This is a genomic window from Sandaracinobacter sp. T42 (genome assembly GCF_059115405.1).
Genome location: NZ_CM181101.1, coordinates 1,716,712 through 1,736,070 on the forward strand (window position 1 = coordinate 1,716,712; position 19,359 = coordinate 1,736,070).

Genomic DNA, 19,359 nt, shown 5'->3' on the forward strand with positions numbered 1-19,359 from the left:
TCACATATAAAGGAGAGGCACATGAAGGTTGCGATCAATGGCTTCGGGCGGATCGGGCGCCTGGTTCTCCGGGCGATCCTGGAACAGGGACGGACCGACATCGAGGTGGTCGCGATCAACGATCTGGCCGATGCGAAGTCCAACGCGATGCTGTTCAAGCGGGATTCGGTGCATGGCCGTTATCCCGGCACGGTGGAAGCCGACGGCAACGACATCGTGATCGACGGCAAGCGCATCCGCGTGACGGCCGAGCGGGATCCCGGCAAGCTGCCGCACAAGGAACTGGGCGTCGACATCGCGCTGGAGTGCACCGGCTTCTTCACCGACGCCGACAAGGCGGGCGCGCACCTGACGGCCGGCGCGAAGCGGGTGCTGATCTCTGCGCCGGGCAAGGGCGTTGACCTGACCGTGGTCTATGGCGTGAACCACGAGAAGCTGAACGGCGATCACAGGATCGTTTCGAACGCATCCTGCACCACCAACTGCCTGGCGCCTGTCGCAAAGGTGATGAACGACCTTGTCGGCATCGAGCGCGGGCTGATGACGACGATCCATGCCTATACCAACGACCAGAAGATCCTGGATCAGATCCATGGCGACATGCGCCGGGCGCGTGCGGCCGGCATGTCCATGATCCCCACGACGACGGGCGCGGCCCGCGCGGTTGGCGAGGTGCTTCCGGAACTGAAGGGCAAGCTGGACGGTTCCGCCGTGCGGGTTCCCACACCGAACGTCAGCCTTGTGGACCTGACCTTCGTGCCCGGCCGGGAAACGACGAAGGACGAAGTGAACGCGGCCCTGAAGGCCGCTTCGCAGGGCGCGCTGAAGGGCATCCTCGACTATTCGGAAGAGCCGCTGGTTTCCATCGACCTCAACCATGTGCCCTTCTCGTCGACGGTGGACAGCCTGGAAACTGCGGTGCTGGAAGGCAAGCTGGTGCGCGTGGTTTCCTGGTACGACAATGAATGGGGCTTCTCCAACCGGATGGCCGACACGGCGGTGCAGATGGGCAAGTTCCTCTGATGCCGTTCCGCACGCTGGACGACCTGCCCGCCGACCTGAAGGGGCGGCGGGCGTTGGTGCGGGTTGATCTGAACGTGCCGATGGATGGCGCCCACGTGACCGACGTGACGCGCCTGCAGGCGGCCGTTCCCACCATCGCCGGGCTGGCGGACCGTGGCGCGCGCGTCCTTCTGCTGGCGCATTTCGGCCGGCCGAAGGGGACTGCTTCGGAGGCGTTCTCGTTGAAGAAGGTGGTTCACGCCCTGTCCGAAGTGCTGGGCCGGCCGGTGGGTTTCCTGCCGGATTGTGTGGGCGACGAGGTGGCGGCGGAAACCCGCGCCCTGGCAGACGGCAGCGTGACGGTGCTGGAAAACACGCGCTTCCACCCGGGCGAGGAACGGAATGATCACGGCTTCGTGGCCGAAATGGCGAAGCTGGGCGATTTCTATGTGAATGACGCCTTTTCGGCGGCCCACCGGGCCCATGCCTCGACCGAGGGGCTGGCGCATGTGCTGCCGGCCTATGCCGGGCGCTCGATGGAAGCGGAGCTGAACGCGCTGGAAGCGGCGCTGGGCAAGCCGCAGCGGCCGGTGGCCGCTGTGGTGGGGGGCGCCAAGGTCTCCTCCAAGCTGGACGTGCTGACGAATCTTGTCGGCAAGGTCGATCATCTGATCATTGGCGGCGGGATGGCCAACACCTTCCTGGCCGCAAAGGGCATCGGCGTTGGCAAGAGCCTGTGCGAGCATGATCTGGCCGATACCGCGCGCGACATCCTGACCCGGGCCGAGGCCGCCGGTTGCACCGTGCACCTGCCCTGGGATGTGGTGGTGGCAAGGGAGTTCAAGGCGCAGGCGGACAATCGCGTGGCCAATGTGAACGACGTGGCCGCCGATGAAATGATCCTGGATCTGGGGCCGCATGCGGTGGAAGCGCTGGGCGACGTGCTGAAGACCTGCGCGACGCTGGTGTGGAACGGCCCGCTCGGCGCGTTCGAGCTTCAGCCCTTCGATGCGGCGACCGTTGCGCTGGCGCAGACGGCGGCGGCGCTGACGGAAGGCGGCAGCCTGGTGAGCGTGGCGGGCGGCGGCGACACCGTCGCGGCGCTGAACCATGCGGGTGTGGCGGACAAGTTCACCTTCGTCTCGACGGCGGGGGGCGCCTTCCTGGAATGGATGGAAGGCAAGGTGCTGCCGGGCGTTGAGGCCCTGCAGATCGAGACAAAGTAAACAGGAGCTGGCGAATGAAGATCACGAAGACGGTCAAGCGCATCCTCGACAATTACGAGAGCGACAACCCCGGCACCAAGGCCAACCTCGCCCGCATCCTGATGGCGGGCCGGCTGGGCGGCACCGGCAAGATGGTGATCCTGCCGGTTGACCAGGGCTTCGAACACGGCCCGGCGCGCAGCTTCGCGGTGAATGCGCCCGGCTATGACCCGCACTACCACTTCCAGCTGGCCGTGGATGCCGGCCTGAACGCCTATGCGGCGCCTCTGGGCATGATCGAGGCGGGCGCGGACACGTTCGCGGGCGCCATCCCCACCATCCTGAAGGTGAATTCCTCCAACAGCTGGGCGGGCGGCGCGAACCAGGCGCTGACGGGCAGCGTGGACGATGCGCTCAGGCTGGGCTGTTCGGCCATCGGCTTCACCATCTATCCGGGCAGCGAGGACTGCTTCGACATGATGGAAGAGATCAAGGAGATGTCGGCCGAAGCGAAGTCGGTTGGGATCGCCACCGTGATCTGGAGCTATCCGCGCGGCGGCAAGCTGCCGAAATCCGGTGAGCTGGCGCTGGACGTGGGCGCCTATGCCGCACACATGGCGGCGCTGCTGGGCGCGCACATCATCAAGGTGAAGCTGCCGTCCGACCATATCGAGCAGGAAGATGCCAAGAAGAGCTATGCCGGCACCGACTGGTCGAAGCAGTCCGACCGGGTGGCGCATGTGGTGAAGGCCTGCTTCAACGGCCGGCGCCTGGTGGTATTCTCCGGCGGGGCCGCCAAGGGGTCGGACGCTGTCTATCAGGACGCGCGCGACATCCGCGATGGCGGCGGCAATGGTTCGATCATCGGCCGCAACAGCTTCCAGCGCCCGCGCGCCGAAGCATTGGAGCTGCTGGACCGGATCATCCGCATCTATCTGAACAAGGAATAAGAATGGTTGCGGCAGGCCGGCAGGGCGTTGGCCCGATCTGGATGCCGGGCGGGCAGGGCCGGGCCCTGCCCGTGGCAGCGGCGCGCTGACGATGGCGATCGAACCCGCATCGCCGGAAGATTTCGCCGCCTTCCTGGGGATCGAGGACGTACGGCCACCCTGCCAGCTGTATCTGGTTTCCCCGCCGTCGCCGGATCCCGAGGTGCATGCCGCCGCGCTTTCGGCGGCGCTGGCGGCGGGCGGACCCGTTGCGGCCTATCAGTTGCGGATGAAGGATCATTCCGATGCCGCGATCCTGAAGATGGCGGCGCGGCTGCTGCCGATCTGCCAGGCGGCGGACGTTGCCTTCATCCTGAACGACCGGGCCGATCTGGCGAAGGAAGCCGGGGCGGATGGCGTGCACCTGGGGCAGAAGGACGGATCGGTGGAAGCCGCGCGCGCCCTGTTGGGCCGGGATGCGCAGATCGGCGTGACCTGCCACGGCAGCCGGCATCTTGCCATGGAAGCCGGCGAAGCCGGGGCCAACTATGTGGCGTTCGGCGCCTTTTATCCCAGCCACACCAAGCTGGTGGCGCATCATGCCACCCCCGACATCCTGGCCTGGTGGACGGCGCTTTCGCCCATTCCCTGCGTGGCGATCGGCGGGATCACGGTGGAAAACTGTGCGCCGCTGGTGCGGGCTGGCGCGGATTTCTTGGCGGTCAGCGGAGCGGTCTGGAACGCCCCTGACGGGCCAGACGGCGCCATACGCCGCTTTGCCGACGAAATCCGTTCGTCGAAAGCCTGATTGCCGCGGGGTGCCCTGGCGGGCTAGCAACCGGGCATTGCCAAATCCGAACGAAGGGATCTTCCCTTGAAGTCATTCCTGCTTCTTGCATCCGCCCTTATGATGGTGACCCCTGCGATGGCCCAGACACAAGCTGCCGCCACGACGGCGCCGGCCCAGCTTCCCTTCCTGCTGCAGCCCTGGACGGGGCCGCATGGCGGCGTGCCGCCATGGGACAAGGTGACACCGGAAATGTTCCCGCCGGCGTTTGAAGTGGCGTTCGACAAGGTGCGGGCCGAAATCCGCGCCATCGCGGAAAATCCCGCGCAGCCGACGTTCGACAATGTGATCGGGGCGCTGGAAGCCAGCGGCGAAAGCCTGAACCAGGTGGCCAGCCTGTTCAATGTGATGACCTCGAACATGAACAGCCCGGCCTATCAGGCGCTTGACCGGGACTGGAGCCCCAGGTTCGCCGCGCTGGGCGACGAGATCGCGATGGATCCCAAGCTGTTCGCGCGGATCGACGCCCTGTACCAGTCCCGCGCGACGCAGAAGCTGAGCCCGATGCAACTGCGCCTTCTGGAGCGTACGCATGCCGAATATGTCCGCAGTGGCGCGAAGCTGGCGCCCGCCGACAAGGTGAAGCTGGCCGCGATCAACCAGGAACTGGCCGTGCTGTTCACGGATTTCAACCAGAAGCTTCTGGCGGACGAGGAAACCCATCTTTCCGCCACCGAGGCCGAGATGAAGGGCGTCCCCGACGGCGTGAAATCGGCCGCCCGCGCCGCCGCTGAGGAGCGCAAGCTGCCCGGCTATGCGATCGTCAACACTCGTTCCGCCGTGGATCCGATCCTGACCTTCGCCGACGACCGGGCGCTGCGTGAACGCGTGTGGCGCGCCTTCGTGAACCGGGGGGACAATGGCGACGCCAACGACACCAATGCCGCCATTGCGAAGATCGTGAAGCTGCGCGCCGAGCGCGCGCGGCTTCTGGGCTATCCGACCCACGCCAACCTGCGGATGGCCGACACGATGGCTGTCGATCCGGCCCGCGCGGAAGATCTGATGATGCGCGTGTGGGGCCCGGCCGTCGCCCGCGTCGGCCAGGAAGTGGCCGACATGGAGAAGATCGCGGGGTTCCCGATCGAACCCTGGGATTATCTGTATTTCGCGGAAAAGGTGCGCAAGGCGCGCTACGACCTCTCTGAAGCGGAAACCAAGCCCTATTTCGAGCTGAACAACATGATCCAGGCCAGCTACTGGGCCGCCGGGCAGCTTTACGGGCTGGCGTTCAGGGACGTGACGGGGACGATCCCCGTGTTCCACCCGGATGTCCGTGTCTATGAAGTGACGCGGGAAGGCCGGTATGTCGGCCTGTTCTATCGCGACGATTTCGCCCGCACCGGCAAGCGGTCCGGCGCGTGGATGACAACCTATCGCGGCCAGCGGAAGTTCCCGACGCCGCAGACGGTGCTGGCATCCAACAACAACAATTTCGCCAAGCCCGGCGCCGGCGAACCGGTGCTGATCAGCTATGACGACGCCGAAACGCTGTTCCACGAGTTTGGACACGCCATCCACTATTTCCTGCAGGACATCACCTATCCCGGCCTTGGAAACACCCCGCGCGATTTCGTGGAGTATCCAAGCCAGGTGAACGAGAACTGGCTGCTGACGCGCGAGGTGCTGGACAGGTTCGCCCGGCACTACAAGACGGGCGAACCCATGCCCAAGGCCCTGGTGGACAGGATCGAGAAGTCGCAGACGTTCAACGAGGGCTACAAGACGGTATCCTACCTGTCTTCGGCGATCATCGACATGAAGCTTCACCGGCTGGCGGATGGCGTTGTGGACCCGGATGCGTTCGAGCGCGACACGCTGGCCGCAATCGGGATGCCGAAGCAGATCGTGATGCGCCACCGGCTGCCGCAGTTCAGCCATCTCTTCTCGGGCGACAGCTATTCGGCTGGCTATTATTCCTACCTCTGGTCTGAAACGATGGACGCCGACACCTGGGCGGCGTTCGAGGAGGCGGGCTCAGTTTGGGACAAGGCCACGGCCGACCGCTTCCGCACCATCCTGCTTTCCACCGGCAACGAGACCGACCGGGCGGACGCCTATCGCGCGTTCCGGGGCCGCGATCCGGATGTGAAGGCGCTGCTGAAGAAGCGCGGTTTCCCCGTGGACGGCGCCGCGAAGTAACCCGAAGCTGGTATGGAACCGGAAGGGGCGGGCCCGTCATGGGTCCGCCCTTTTCTTCATTCGCGGGGCTTCTTCATGCGCGTATCTTGAGACTTTGCGCCCGAGCGGCTAAGGGCGCGGCACATTTCGCTCTTTCCAGCACCACAGGTGAATTCCCATGAAGATCAGCGGCGTGGACATTCGTCCCGGCAACATCATCGAATATGAAGGCGGCATCTGGCGCGCCGTGAAGACGCAGCACACCCAGCCGGGCAAGGGTGGCGCCTACATGCAGGTGGAGCTGAAGAACCTGATCGACGGCCGGAAGACGAACGTGCGCTTCCGTTCCGCCGAAGTGGTGGAGCGCGTGCGGCTCGACACCAAGGATTTCCAGTATCTCTATGCCGAGGACGACAACCTCGTGTTCATGGACAAGGACAGCTACGAGCAGGTGACGCTGCCGCGCGACCTGCTGGGCGATGCCGCCGCCTTCCTGACGGACGGCATGGACGTGACGATGGAACTGTATGACGAGCGCCCGATTTCCGTGCAGCTGCCCGAGCAGGTGGAAGCCCTGATCGTGGAAGCCGACGCGGTGGTGAAGGGCCAGACCGCTTCATCCAGCTACAAGCCCGCGATCCTGGAAAACGGCGTTCGCGTGATGGTGCCGCCGCATATCGGTTCGGGCACGCGCATCATCGTGGACGTGTACGAGCAGGCCTATGTGAGGCGGGCGGACTGATTTTTTGCGCTGAAGCGCCCTCCCGCCGCCCCGCTCCCCCGCCCAACCGCCCCAAGAATGACGATGTCGGGCGGGGGAGCGGGGCGGCGGGAGGCTACCGGAACGGAAATACCCATGTCGCAATCCGCCATCATCACCGTCATGGAGCGGGCGTGCCGCAAGGCCGCCCCGCGCCTCCGCCGTGACTTCGGGGAAGTCAGCCAGTTGCAGGTTTCGCGCAAGGGGCCGGCCGATTTCGTGAGCCAGGCCGACAAGGCGTCCGAGCGCACCCTGCTGGAGGAGCTGCAGAAGGCGCGCCCCGGCTGGGGCTTCCTGCTGGAAGAAGGCGGCGAGATCCCGGGCGAGGAGGAGAATTCGCCGCGCTTCATCATCGACCCGCTGGATGGCACCTCCAACTTCCTGCACGGCATCCCGCATTTCGCCATCTCCATCGGCGTGGAGCATATGGGCGTTCCGGTTGCGGCGATGGTGTATCAGCCGCTGACGGACGAGAGCTTCTGGGCGGAACGCGGTCGCGGCGCCTGGCTTCACAATGCCCGCCTGCGGGTTTCCGGGCGGAGCGACCTTTCCGAAGCCCTGATCGCGACGGGCATCCCCTACAAGGGCCATGGGGATCAGGACCAGTTCGAGACGATCCTGAACAAGGTGATCCCGGAAGTTGCCGGGGTGCGCCGGTTCGGGGCGGCAAGCCTGGATCTGGCCTGGGTGGCCGCCGGCCGGTTCGACGGTTTCTGGGAACAGGGGCTCAGCCACTGGGACGTCAGCGCCGGCCTGCTGCTGGTGAAGGAAGCGGGCGGTTTCGTCTCCGACTTCCGCGGCGGTGAGAAGATGGTCGAGCGCCGGGAGCTGATCGCGGCCAATGATGTGCTGCATTCGCGCCTGCACCGGCTGGTGGCCGGCGCCCTTCGCTAGGCGCAGGCCTGAACGCTGCCGCCCATGCCCCGGCGGGCTGGCGGGTTTGCATCAGCTTGCCCTGTTATATTCCTGCCCCTGAAATTGTCCCGGCCTGTCAGCCTGTGCTGACAGGCCGTCCTCGCGTCTTGGGCAGGCGGTGAAGCGCGGCCCGGGCATGGCAGCAATGCGGCCCGGGCATGCCGTTTCTCTTGCTTGTGCGGTGCAGCGCGCACTTGCCGAGACGTGAGACCGCGCCTAGAGACGCGGCATGTCCGACCTGACTGACATCGGCCGGGAGTATCTCCCGATTCTCCTTTTCTTTGGTGTTGCCATCGCCTTCGCGGTGGCCTTCGCCGGGCTGCCTGTGCTGGTGTCGAACGTGATCGGCACCAACAAGCCCTATGGCGAGAAGCTGACCGAGTATGAAAGCGGTTTTCCCGCCTTCTCGTCGGCGCGTGGCCAGTTCGATGTGCGCTTCTACCTGGTTTCGATCCTGTTCATCATCTTCGATCTGGAAGTCGCCTTCCTGTTCCCCTGGGCCGTCAGCCTGGCGCACATGGGGCCCGAGCTTCATTTCGCCTGGGGGTCGATGATGCTGTTCCTGGGCGTCCTTACCATCGGTTTCATCTATGAATGGAAGAAGGGGGCGCTGGATTGGGAATGAGCAGCACCACTCTCATCAGCCCGGACGGCTCGCCGCTTTCGCGTGACATGGTCCGGCAGGACCAGTTTTTCGCGGACGTGAACGCAGAGCTGTCGAACAAGGGTTTCCTTGTCGCCAGCCTTGAGGATCTGACGACCTGGGCGCGCACCGGCTCGCTCTGGTGGATGACGTTCGGGCTCGCCTGCTGCGCGGTCGAGATGATGCACGCATCCATGCCCGACTGGGACATGGAGCGGTTCGGCGCCGCGCCGCGCGCGTCTCCGCGCCAGTCTGACGTGATGATCGTGGCCGGCACGCTGTGCAACAAGATGGCCCCGGCGCTGCGTCGCGTTTACGATCAGATGCCCGAGCCGCGCTATGTGATTTCCATGGGCAGCTGCGCCAACGGTGGTGGATATTACCACTACAGCTATTCTGTGGTGCGCGGCTGCGACCGCATCGTGCCGGTGGATATCTATGTGCCCGGCTGCCCGCCGACCGCCGAGGCGCTTCTGTACGGCATCATGGCGCTGCAGCGGAAGATCCGCCGCCAGTCCTCGTTCGAGCGGTAATCCGATGTCGCATCTTCCCCAGATTCCCGGAAACCAGGGCATCGCCGATCGGGCGCGCGCCGTGCTTGGCGCGGACCTGATCGAGGCGACGGAGCGCGTGGGCGAGCTGACGCTGCTGGTCAGCCGCGAGGCCGCCGCTTCGGTGCTGCAGCAACTGCGCGACACGCCTGATCTTTCCTATGAGCAGCTGCTGGACATTGCCGGCGCCGACTATCCGGAGCGCGAGGAGCGGCTGGAGGTGAACTGGCACCTGCTGAGCCTGACGCACAATCGCCGTATCCGTGTGAAGGTGATGACGGACGAGGTGAAGCCGGTGCCGTCCGTCACCAGCCTGTGGCCGAACGCCGGCTGGCTGGAGCGCGAGGTGTGGGACTGTTACGGTGTGCTGTTCGAGGGCAACCCCGACCTGCGCCGCATCCTGACCGACTATGGCTTCGAGGGCCATCCGTTCCGCAAGGACTTCCCGCTGACCGGCCATGTGGAGCTGCGCTATTCGGAAGAGCAGGGCCGCGTCGTCTATGAGCCGGTGAAGCTGAAGCAGGATTTCCGCAGCTTCGATTTCCTGAGCCCGTGGGAAGGGCAGTGGAAGCTGCCCGGTGACGAGAAGGCCGCTGAAGGGGATCAGGCATGACCGAAGTTCTCGACGGCGAACTGATCCTGGACCCCACGCTGGTCACCGCCGACACCAGCATCCAGAACTACATGATCAATTTCGGGCCGCAGCACCCGGCGGCGCACGGCGTGCTGCGCCTGGTGATGGAGCTGGACGGCGAGCTGATCGAGCGTTGCGACCCGCACATCGGCCTGCTGCACCGGGGCACCGAGAAGCTGATCGAATACAAGACCTACCTCCAGGCGCTGCCCTACATGGACCGGCTGGATTACTGCAGCCCCATGTCGATGGAGCACAGCTATGTGCTGGCCATCGAGAAGCTGCTGGGCGTGGAGGTGCCCAGGCGCGGCCAGCTGATCCGTGTGCTGTGGGCCGAACTGACGCGCATTTCCAACCACATCATGAATGTGGGCGCCCATGTGATGGACGTGGGCGGGCTGACCCCGATCCTGTGGCTGTTCGCGGAGCGGGAAGCCATCTACCGCTTTTCGGAACGGGTTTCGGGCGCGCGGATGCATGCGGCCTATTTCCGCCCGGGCGGCGTCCACCAGGACATGCCGGCGGGCCTGGCGGAGGATATCCGCGACTGGGCGGCCAAGTTCCCGAAGGTGCTGGACGACGTGCAGGCGCTGGCCGGCGACAACCGCATCTTCAAGCAGCGCAATGTCGACATCGGCGTGATCAGCGCGAAGGACGCGATCGCCTGGGGCTTCACCGGCCCCTGCCTGCGCGGTTCGGGCATTCCCTGGGATCTGCGCAAGAGCCAGCCCTATGAATGCTATGCCGACCTGGAGTTCGACGTGCCGGTGGGCAACAACGGTGACTGCTATGACCGGTGGATGGTGCGCATGGAGGAAATGCGCCAGTCGCTGAGGCTGATCGAGCAGTGCCTGAACCGGCTGGCCCATTGCGAGGGTGAGCCGGTCTCCACGCTGGACCGCAAGGTTTCGCCGCCGAAGCGGGGCGAGATGAAGCGCTCGATGGAAGCGCTGATCCATCACTTCAAGCTGTATACCGAAGGGTTCAAGGTGCCGGCGGGCGAAGTCTATGCCGCGACCGAAAGCCCCAAGGGCGAGTTCGGCATCTATCTGGTGAGCGACGGGACCAACAAGCCCTATCGCTGCCACATCCGCGCGACGGGGATGAGCCATCTGCAGGCGATGGACTTCCTGCTGAAGGGGCACATGCTGGCCGATGCCCCGGCGGTTCTTGGATCGCTGGATATCGTGTTCGGGGAAGTTGACCGGTGAGCGGAGCGATTGTGGACATCTCTCGGGATTTCAAGGACTTCAAGTGGACGGATGCCAATGCCGTTGAGGCGGAGCGCATCATCGGCCGCTATCCCAAGGGGCGTGAGAACAGCGCGATCATGCCGCTTTTGTGGCTGGCGCAGTATCAGGTGAAGGACATGACCGGCGTGGCCTGGCTGCCGTTGCCGGTGATCGAGTTCGTTGCGGCGCAGATCGGCATGCCGATCATCCGGGCGATGGAAGTCGCCACCTTCTACACCATGTACAATCTGAAGCCCGTGGGCCGCTTCCATGTGCAGGTGTGCGGCACCACGCCGTGCATGCTGCGCGGGTCTGACGACGTGCTGCGCGCCTGCGCCGACAAGGGGCTGAAGAAGGGCGAAGTGACGAGCGACGGCCTGTTCACCCTGACCGAGGTGGAATGCCTGGGCGCCTGCGCCAATGCGCCGATGGTGCAGATCAACGACGACAATTTCGAAGACCTGACCTACGAGACGATGACGGCGATCCTGGAGGATCTGATCGCCGGGCGCACGCCGAAGGCGGGCAGCCAGATCGGCCGCACGGCCAGCTGCCCCGAAGGCGGCCCGACCAGCCTGAAGGATGTCGCCCATGCTGGCTGATTCCGATCGAATCTTCACCAACCTCTATGGCTTCCAGCCGTGGGGGATCGAACATGCCCTGAAGCGCGGGGACTGGGCGGGCACGAAGGAACTGCTGGCGCGCGGGCAGGACACGATCATCCAGCAGGTGAAGGATTCGGGCCTTCGCGGGCGGGGCGGCGCGGGCTTTTCCACAGGCACGAAGTGGAGCTTCATGCCGAAGGAGAGCAAGGACGGGCGCCCCAGCTTCCTGGTGGTGAACGCCGACGAATCCGAGCCCGGAAGCTGCAAGGACCGGGAGATCATCCGCCATGATCCGCACAAGCTGATCGAGGGCGCGCTGATCGCGGGCTACGCGATCCGGGCCCGTGCGGCCTATATCTACATCCGCGGCGAATATATCCGCGAGGCGGAGGTGCTGTTTGCCGCCGTCGAGGAAGCCTATGCCAAGGGTTTCATCGGCAAGAACGCCTGTGGCTCCGGCTATGACTTCGACGTGTTCGTTCACCGGGGCGGCGGGGCCTATATCTGCGGTGAAGAAACCGCGATGATCGAGAGCCTTGAGGGGAAGAAGGGCCAGCCGCGCCTGAAGCCCCCGTTCCCGGCCGGCGCCGGCCTCTATGGCTGCCCCACCACGGTGAACAATGTGGAATCGATCGCGGTGGTGCCCACCATCCTGCGGCGGGGGCCGGACTGGTTCGCGGCCATCGGCCGGCCGAACAACCAGGGCACCAAGCTGTTCCAGATTTCCGGCCATGTGAACAAGCCGTGCGTGGTGGAAGACGCCATGAGCGTGCCGTTCCGCGAACTGATCGAGACCCACTGTGGCGGCATTCGCGGCGGCTGGGACAATCTGCTGGCGGTGATCCCGGGCGGATCGTCTGTGCCGCTGGTGCCCGCGCACCAGATCATCGACGCGCCGATGGATTTCGATGGCCTGCGCGAACTGAAATCCGGCTTGGGCACGGCGGCGGTGATCGTGATGGACAAGTCCACCGACATCGTGCGCGCGATCGCCCGCCTGTCCTACTTCTACAAGCATGAGAGCTGCGGCCAGTGCACGCCCTGCCGCGAAGGCACCGGCTGGATGTGGCGGGTGATGGAGCGGCTGGTGACGGGCGATGCCGAGCCTTCGGAAATCGACCTGCTGCTGGAAGTGACCACCCAGGTGGAAGGCCACACCATCTGCGCGCTGGGCGATGCGGCTGCCTGGCCCATCCAGGGCCTGATCCGGCACTTCCGGCCGGAAATTGAATCCCGAATTGCGAAGCGTCGCGGTTTTGCCGTGGTGCCCGAACTGCCGCAGGCGGCGGAGTAAGAAATGCCCAAGGTAACCGTAGACGGGATCGAAGTTGAGGTGCCCTCGGGCGCCACGGTGATGCAGGCCTGCGAAGCGGCCGGCAAGGAAATCCCGCGTTTCTGCTATCATGAGCGGCTGTCCATCGCAGGCAACTGCCGCATGTGCCTGGTGCAGGTTTCGCCCGGCCCACCCAAGCCGCAGGCCAGTTGCGCCTTGCCGGCCGCTGAAGGGCAGGTGATCCTGACCGACAGCCCGATGGTGAAGAAGGCGCGCGAAGGGGTGATGGAGTTCCTCCTCATCAACCACCCGCTGGATTGTCCGATCTGCGACCAGGGCGGCGAGTGTGACCTTCAGGACCAGGCCATGGCCTATGGCCGGGGCGGCAGCCGCTTCGACGAGAACAAGCGCGCCGTCACCGAAAAGTACATGGGCCCGCTGGTGAAGACGGTGATGACACGGTGCATCCATTGCACCCGCTGCGTGCGCTTCACCGAGGAAGTTGCCGGCACCAACGAGATCGGCGCGCTGTATCGCGGCGAGAACATGCAGATCACCAGCTTCCTGGAGCAGGCGGTGACGAGCGAGCTTTCGGGCAATGTGATCGATCTGTGCCCGGTCGGCGCGCTGACCTCCAAGCCCACGGCCTTCCACTATCGCCCGTGGGAACTGAAACGGAACGATTCGATCGACGTGATGGACGCCGTGGGCGCGAACATCACGCTGCACAGCCGCACCGCGGAGGTGATCCGCGCGACGCCGCGCCTGAACGATGATGTGAACGAGGAATGGCTGGCTGATACCGGCCGGTTTGCGGTGGACGGCCTGAAGGAACAGCGTCTCGACCGCCCCTGGGTGCGCGTGAACGGCGAGTTGCAGCCCGCCAGCTGGACGCAGGCGTTCGAGGCTGTGAAGAAGGCGCTGGCAGTCGTGGCAGGCCAGGACATCGCCGCGCTGGCGGGTGATCTGTGCGCAGTCGAGGATCTGGTGGCCGCGAAGGACCTGCTGACGGGCCTTGGCGCGACCCGACTGGAATGCCGCACCGACGGCGCGGCCTATGAAGGCCCGGCGGCGCACTGGCGCTTCAACACGACGATCGCGGGGATGGAGACCGCCGACCTGATCCTGCTGGTGGGTTGCGACCCCCGGCTGGACGCGCCGCTGGTGAACAGCCGAATCCTGAAAGCGGTGCGCAGGCGTGGCGCGAAGGTTTTTCGCATCGGCGCGGGCAGCACGCCGGCTTATGCGCTGACGGAACTGGGCGACGATTTGGGCCTGCTGGCGGACCTGCCCGCAGAGCTGGCGGACGCGCTGACCGCGGCCGAGCGGCCCGCGCTGCTGATCGGCAGCCGCAACGCCAGCGCGGAGGTTCTGGCGGCTGCCCATGCGCTGTCCGGCCGGTTCGTGAAGGACGGCTGGAACGGCTTCAACATCCTGCACACGGCGGCGTCGCGCGTGGGTGCGATGACGACAGGCTGGGTGGGCGAGGGGCTTGAGCCGCTTCAGCAGAATCCGCCCAAGGTGCTGTTGCTGCTGGGCGTGGACGAAGTGGCGCTGGCGCCGTTCGGGGGCGCGGTGAAGATCTATGTGGGCAGCCATGGCGATCGCGGCGCGGCTGTCGCCGACATCATTCTGCCTGGCGCGGCCTGGGCGGAAAAGCCGGGCACCTTCGTGAACATGGAAGGGCGTGTTCAGCGCGCGTTCCGCGCCACCTTCCCGCCGGGCGAGGCGCGCGAGGACTGGACGATCTTCCGCGCGCTGGCCGATGTGCTGGGCATCACCCTTGGCTATGACAATGCGGACCAGTTGCGCGCGCGCATCGCGACGGAGTGGCCGGAGCTGGCCCGCGAAGGGCTGACGACGGCAGCGTGGGAAGTCGGGGCGCCGAAGGCAGGGAAGCCTTCCGGGCCGTCGAAGCCGCGCGCCACGGATTTCTACAGCTCCAATCCGATCCTGCGCGCCAGCCCAACCATGCGGGCCTGCGTGGCGGAAATCATCGAAGGCCGCGTGGCGTCCGATCTTGAAAGCCGCTCCGCGGCTGGGCTGGAGGCTGCGGAGTAAGATGGTCGAATTCTTCCAATCCTGGCTGGGCACCGGTTTCGGCTGGTTCGTCGCGCACCTGATCTTCATCCTGCTGATCGCGCTGCCGGTCATGCTGTGCATGGCGCTGGCGACCTGGGTGGACCGCAAGGTGTGGGCGGCGATGATGCTGCGGCGGGGGCCGAACGTGGTGGGCCCCATCGGCATCTTCCAGCCATTCGCGGATGGCCTGAAGCTGTTCCTGAAGGAAACCATCGTGCCTTCGGGCGCGAACAAGGGCGTGTTCTTCATCGCGCCCGTCATCACCTTCGTGCTGGCGCTGGTTGCCTGGGCGGTGATTCCGTTCGACGCGGGCTGGGTGCTGGCCGACATCAACGTGGGCCTGCTGTTCCTGTTCGCGGTGTCGTCCATGGGCGTTTACGGCATCATCATGTCGGGCTGGGCGTCGAACTCCAAATACCCGTTCCTGGGCGGGCTGCGGTCTGCCGCGCAGATGGTTTCCTACGAAGTGTCCATCGGCTTCGTGATCGTGACGGTGGTGCTTTACGCTTCCAGCTTCAACCTGACCGATATCGTGGAAAGCCAGCGCGGCAACATCTTCGGCATCCTGAACGGCAACATCTTCAACCCGTTGCTGCTGCCGATGGCGGTGGTGTTCCTGATCTCCGCGCTGGCGGAAACCAACCGGCCGCCGTTCGACCTTCCGGAAGCGGAATCCGAACTCGTTGCCGGTTACCAGATCGAATATTCCTCGATGACCTTCGCCCTGTTCTTCCTGGGCGAATATATGAACATCCTGCTGATGTGCGCGCTGACGAGCATCCTGTTCCTGGGGGGCTATCTGCCGCCGGTGAACTGGGCGCCGCTCTATCATGTGCCCGGCCTTGTGTGGTTGTTCGCCAAGATCGTCTTCATGTTCTTCGTGTTCGCCTGGGTGAAGGCGACGGTGCCGAGGTATCGTTATGACCAGCTGATGCGGCTTGGCTGGAAGGTGTTCCTTCCGCTCTCGCTGTTCTGGGTGGTGCTGGTGTCGGGCTGGCTCGTCTTTACCGGCCATTTTTCAGGAGGGGCTGCATGAGCATCCTTCAGGCTGCCAAGTCGCTGTTGCTGCTGGAGTTCATCCGTGGTCATGCGTTGACCTTCAGCTACATGTTCAAGCCGACGCGGACGGTGAACTATCCCTATGAAAAGGGGCCGATCAGCCCGCGCTTCCGGGGTGAGCATGCGCTGCGCCGCTACCCCAACGGGGAAGAGCGCTGCATCGCCTGCAAGCTGTGCGAAGCCGTGTGCCCGGCGCAGGCAATCACCATCGAGGCGGAGCCGCGCGCTGACGGTTCGCGGCGGACGACCCGCTACGACATCGACATGACGAAGTGCATCTATTGCGGCCTCTGCCAGGAGGCCTGCCCGGTGGACGCCATCGTCGAGGGGCCGAATTTCGAGTTCGCAACCGAAACCCGCGAGGAGCTGATGTACGACAAGGACAGGCTGCTCGCGAATGGCGAGCGCTGGGAACGGGCGATCGCGGCGAACCTTGCCGCCGACGCCCCCTATCGCTAACGGCTGCCGGGGCTTTCCATCATGACTCTTTCCAACAGGGGCCGCGCTCAGCCGTGATACAGGCCACCATCTTCTATCTGTTCGCAACCGTCGTCGTGGCCTCCGGGCTGATGGTGATCCTTGCGAAGAACCCGGTGCACTCCGTGCTGTGGCTCATCCTTGCCTTCTTCAACGCGGCGGGGCTGTTCCTGGTAATCGGGGCGGAATTCATCGCGATGATCCTGGTGATCGTCTATGTGGGCGCGGTCGCCGTGCTCTTCCTGTTCGTGGTGATGATGCTGGACATCGACTTCACCGAGATGCGGGCCGGTTTCGCGCGCTACCTGCCGTTCGGCATGCTGCTGGCGCTGATCCTGGCGGTGGAACTGGTGCTGGTGGCCGGCGCCTGGGCCTTCGGCGACATGGTGACGGGCGCCCGGATGGCGCCGAAGCCGCCGGTCGAGGCGAACCTTTCCAACACGCAGGCGATCGGCACGATCCTGTACACGGACTATGTCTTCATCTTCCAGATGGCGGGCATGATCCTGCTGGTCGCCATGATCGGCGCCATCGTGCTGACGCTGAGGCGGCGGCCGGGTGTGCGGCGGCAGGACGTTGCGGCGCAGAACGCCCGCACGCCGGCTTCCGCCGTTACCATCACAAGGCCGGCCATCGGCGCCGGCGTCGACACGGATGGAGGCGTCAAGTGATCGGCATCGGCCATTACCTGACGGTTGGAGCGATCCTGTTCACGCTGGGCGTGTTCGGTATCTTCATCAACCGCAAGAACATCATCGTCATCCTGATGTCGGTGGAACTGATCCTGCTGGCGGTGAACATCAACTTCGTTGCCTTTTCGGTGTTCCTGAACGACCTGGTGGGGCAGATCTTCGCCATGTTCGTCCTTACGGTCGCCGCGGGCGAGGCCGCCATCGGCCTTGCCATCCTCGTCATCTATTTCCGGAACCGCGGGACCATCGCTGTCGATGATGTCCGCCAGATGCGTGGCTGACATGATCCAGGCTCTCGTCTTCCTTCCCCTTCTCGCCTTCCTGATTGCCGGCATCGGCAACCGGGCGATCGGCAACACCGCCGCCAAGGTCGTGACCACCGGCGCGCTGTTCATCAGCTGCGCGCTGGCGTGGGTGATCTTCATCGGCCTGATCGGCGGCGCCCCCGCACAGGATCATGTGGTGGCCGAATGGTTCACCAGCGGCGATCTGGCCGTGAACTGGACGCTCAAGGTGGACATCCTGACGGGCGTGATGCTCGTCGTCATCACCTCGGTCTCGGCGCTCGTTCACCTCTACAGCTGGGGCTATATGGCCGAAGATCCGGATCAGCCCCGCTTCTTTGCCTATCTGTCCCTGTTCACCTTCGCCATGCTGATGCTGGTGACGGCCGACAATCTGGTGCAGATCTTCTTCGGCTGGGAAGGCGTTGGCCTCGCCTCGTACCTGCTGATCGGCTTCTGGTACAAGAAACCCTCTGCCTGGGCGGCCGCGATCAAGGCGTTCGTGGTGAACCGCGTGGGCGATTTCGGCTTCATGCTGGGCATTTTCGGCCTGTTCATGCTGTTCGGCACGGTGGACATCGACACCATCCTGCAGGGTGTGCCGCTGGCCAAGGGCGCGACCTTCACCTTCCTAGGGTATCAGGTGGATGCGATCACCACGATCGCGTTGTTGCTGTTCGTGGGCGCGATGGGCAAATCCGCCCAGGTGCCGCTGCACACCTGGCTGCCCGATGCGATGGAAGGGCCGACGCCGGTTTCCGCGCTGATCCACGCGGCCACCATGGTGACGGCCGGCGTGTTCCTGGTGTGCCGCATGTCTCCGCTGTTCGATGCGAGCCCGACCGCATCCACCGTCGTGACCTATGTTGGCGCGCTGACGGCGATCTTCGCCGCGACGGTCGCGACGACGCAGCACGACATCAAGCGGGTGATCGCCTATTCCACCTGCTCGCAACTGGGCTTCATGTTCTTCGCGGCCGGTGTCGGCGCCTATGGCGCGGCGATGTTCCACCTGTTCACCCACGCCTTCTTCAAGGCGCTGCTGTTCCTGGGCGCGGGCTCGGTGATCCATGCGATGCACCATGAGCAGGACATGCGCTATTATGGCGCGCTCAGGAAGGCGATCCCGCTGACGTTTGCGGCCATGCTGATCGGCACCATCGCCATCACCGGCGTGAACTATACCTCGGGCTATTTCTCGAAGGACGCGGTGTTGTTCGCGGCCTGGGAACGCGGCTCGGAAGCCGGGCGCGTGGCCTTCTTCGTCGGCATCTTCTCGGCCCTGCTGACCAGCTTCTACAGCTGGCGGCTGATCTTCAAGACCTTCTTCGGCGAAGCCCGCTGGGTGCAGTCGGAGCATGTCCGCCATGCGCTGCATGAGGATCATTCGGAGCATGGGCATGCTGATCACGGGCATGATGATCATGGCCATGCCGCAACCGGCACGGGCGGCTATCACCCGCACGAAAGCCCGGTTCCGATGCTGGTGCCGCTGGGCGTGCTGGGCTTCGGCGCCCTGTTCGCCGGCGCCATCTTCAACGACTGGTTCGTGGGCGGGGCGGAGCAGGCCTTCTGGCGCGGGACCATCGTGCATGACGGGGCCTTCTTCGAAAGCCTGCATCATGTGCCCGCGCTGGTGCACTGGGCGCCGGCCATCGTGATGCTGACCGGCCTTGCCATCGCCTGGCTGGTCTATATCCGCAATCCGGGCTTCTCCGACCGGTTCAAGGCGCAGTGGAAGCATCTGCACGCCTTCCTCTACAACAAATGGTATTTCGACGAGCTGTACCGGGCGATCTTCGTGAAGCCAGCGCTGTGGCTGGGCCGCCTATTCTGGCGGGCGGGCGACCAGGGCACGATCGACCGCTTCGGGCCGGACGGCCTGTCTGCGGTGGTCGCTTCGGGCGCCGTGGTGGCGAAGCGGTTCCAGACGGGTCTCGTCTATTCCTATGCGCTGGTGATGCTGATCGGTGTCGCTGCCTTTGCAACATGGTTCATGGTCCGGTGAGCGGCCACATGACCCATATTTCCTTCATCAGCGCGCGTCC

General features: G+C 64.9%; 19 protein-coding genes. All 19 read left to right on the plus strand.

Going from position 1 to position 19,359, the window contains the following annotated elements:
* Positions 1-21 precede the first annotated feature (21 nt).
* Complete coding sequence (gene gap, locus ACW9TV_RS08320; RefSeq protein WP_494303021.1) at positions 22-1,023, plus strand: type I glyceraldehyde-3-phosphate dehydrogenase; 1,002 nt, start codon at positions 22-24, stop codon at positions 1,021-1,023.
* Positions 1,024-1,103: 80 nt separating this feature from the next.
* Positions 1,104-2,228 (plus strand): phosphoglycerate kinase, encoded by a 1,125-nt coding sequence (locus ACW9TV_RS08325; protein WP_494305064.1) that lies wholly within the window; start codon positions 1,104-1,106, stop codon positions 2,226-2,228.
* A 14-nt stretch (positions 2,229-2,242) separates the two neighbouring features.
* Positions 2,243-3,157, plus strand: coding sequence for a class I fructose-bisphosphate aldolase (locus tag ACW9TV_RS08330; protein WP_494303022.1), 915 nt, complete (start codon positions 2,243-2,245; stop codon positions 3,155-3,157).
* Positions 3,158-3,248: 91 nt separating this feature from the next.
* Positions 3,249-3,944 carry a thiamine phosphate synthase gene (gene thiE / locus ACW9TV_RS08335; RefSeq protein ID WP_494303023.1) on the plus strand — a complete coding sequence of 232 codons (696 nt, stop codon included), beginning with the start codon at positions 3,249-3,251 and terminating at the stop codon, positions 3,942-3,944.
* 66 nt (positions 3,945-4,010) lie between these two features.
* Complete coding sequence (locus tag ACW9TV_RS08340) at positions 4,011-6,125, plus strand: M3 family metallopeptidase (protein ID WP_494303024.1); 2,115 nt, start codon at positions 4,011-4,013, stop codon at positions 6,123-6,125.
* A gap of 157 nt (positions 6,126-6,282) precedes the next feature.
* Positions 6,283-6,846, plus strand: coding sequence for an elongation factor P (gene efp / locus ACW9TV_RS08345; RefSeq protein ID WP_494303025.1), 564 nt, complete (start codon positions 6,283-6,285; stop codon positions 6,844-6,846).
* 114 nt (positions 6,847-6,960) lie between these two features.
* The gene (locus ACW9TV_RS08350) at positions 6,961-7,758 is read left to right on the plus strand and encodes an inositol monophosphatase family protein (RefSeq protein ID WP_494303026.1); all 798 of its coding nucleotides are present in this window, start codon (positions 6,961-6,963) and stop codon (positions 7,756-7,758) included.
* A 259-nt stretch (positions 7,759-8,017) separates the two neighbouring features.
* Entirely contained in the window at positions 8,018-8,404 is a 387-nt protein-coding gene (gene ndhC / locus ACW9TV_RS08355; protein ID WP_494305065.1) for an NADH-quinone oxidoreductase subunit A, read from the plus strand.
* 47 nt (positions 8,405-8,451) lie between these two features.
* Positions 8,452-8,955, plus strand: a complete 504-nt coding sequence (locus ACW9TV_RS08360) for a NuoB/complex I 20 kDa subunit family protein (protein WP_494305066.1) — start codon at positions 8,452-8,454, stop codon at positions 8,953-8,955.
* A gap of 4 nt (positions 8,956-8,959) precedes the next feature.
* Positions 8,960-9,586, plus strand: a complete 627-nt coding sequence (locus ACW9TV_RS08365; RefSeq protein WP_494303027.1) for an NADH-quinone oxidoreductase subunit C — start codon at positions 8,960-8,962, stop codon at positions 9,584-9,586.
* A complete protein-coding gene (locus tag ACW9TV_RS08370; protein WP_494303028.1) occupies positions 9,583-10,818 on the plus strand; it encodes an NADH-quinone oxidoreductase subunit D in 1,236 nt (411 codons plus the stop codon). The genes ACW9TV_RS08365 and ACW9TV_RS08370 overlap by 4 nt, the downstream gene beginning before the upstream one ends.
* The gene (gene nuoE, locus ACW9TV_RS08375) at positions 10,815-11,441 is read left to right on the plus strand and encodes an NADH-quinone oxidoreductase subunit NuoE (RefSeq protein WP_494303029.1); all 627 of its coding nucleotides are present in this window, start codon (positions 10,815-10,817) and stop codon (positions 11,439-11,441) included. Before ACW9TV_RS08370 ends, nuoE begins: the two co-directional genes overlap by 4 nt.
* Positions 11,431-12,738: an NADH-quinone oxidoreductase subunit NuoF gene (nuoF, locus tag ACW9TV_RS08380; protein ID WP_494303030.1), complete on the plus strand. Its 1,308-nt coding sequence runs from the start codon at positions 11,431-11,433 to the stop codon at positions 12,736-12,738. Before nuoE ends, nuoF begins: the two co-directional genes overlap by 11 nt.
* A gap of 3 nt (positions 12,739-12,741) precedes the next feature.
* The gene (nuoG, locus tag ACW9TV_RS08385; protein WP_494303031.1) at positions 12,742-14,778 is read left to right on the plus strand and encodes an NADH-quinone oxidoreductase subunit NuoG; all 2,037 of its coding nucleotides are present in this window, start codon (positions 12,742-12,744) and stop codon (positions 14,776-14,778) included.
* 1 nt (position 14,779) lies between these two features.
* Positions 14,780-15,835 carry an NADH-quinone oxidoreductase subunit NuoH gene (gene nuoH, locus ACW9TV_RS08390; RefSeq protein WP_494303032.1) on the plus strand — a complete coding sequence of 352 codons (1,056 nt, stop codon included), beginning with the start codon at positions 14,780-14,782 and terminating at the stop codon, positions 15,833-15,835.
* Entirely contained in the window at positions 15,832-16,317 is a 486-nt protein-coding gene (nuoI, locus tag ACW9TV_RS08395) for an NADH-quinone oxidoreductase subunit NuoI (protein ID WP_374390442.1), read from the plus strand. The genes nuoH and nuoI overlap by 4 nt, the downstream gene beginning before the upstream one ends.
* 53 nt (positions 16,318-16,370) lie before the next feature.
* Positions 16,371-17,006, plus strand: coding sequence for an NADH-quinone oxidoreductase subunit J (locus ACW9TV_RS08400; RefSeq protein ID WP_494303033.1), 636 nt, complete (start codon positions 16,371-16,373; stop codon positions 17,004-17,006).
* Complete coding sequence (gene nuoK / locus ACW9TV_RS08405; RefSeq protein WP_494303034.1) at positions 17,003-17,308, plus strand: NADH-quinone oxidoreductase subunit NuoK; 306 nt, start codon at positions 17,003-17,005, stop codon at positions 17,306-17,308. Before ACW9TV_RS08400 ends, nuoK begins: the two co-directional genes overlap by 4 nt.
* Position 17,309: 1 nt before the next feature.
* The gene (gene nuoL / locus ACW9TV_RS08410; protein WP_494305067.1) at positions 17,310-19,319 is read left to right on the plus strand and encodes an NADH-quinone oxidoreductase subunit L; all 2,010 of its coding nucleotides are present in this window, start codon (positions 17,310-17,312) and stop codon (positions 19,317-19,319) included.
* Positions 19,320-19,359 lie beyond the last annotated feature (40 nt).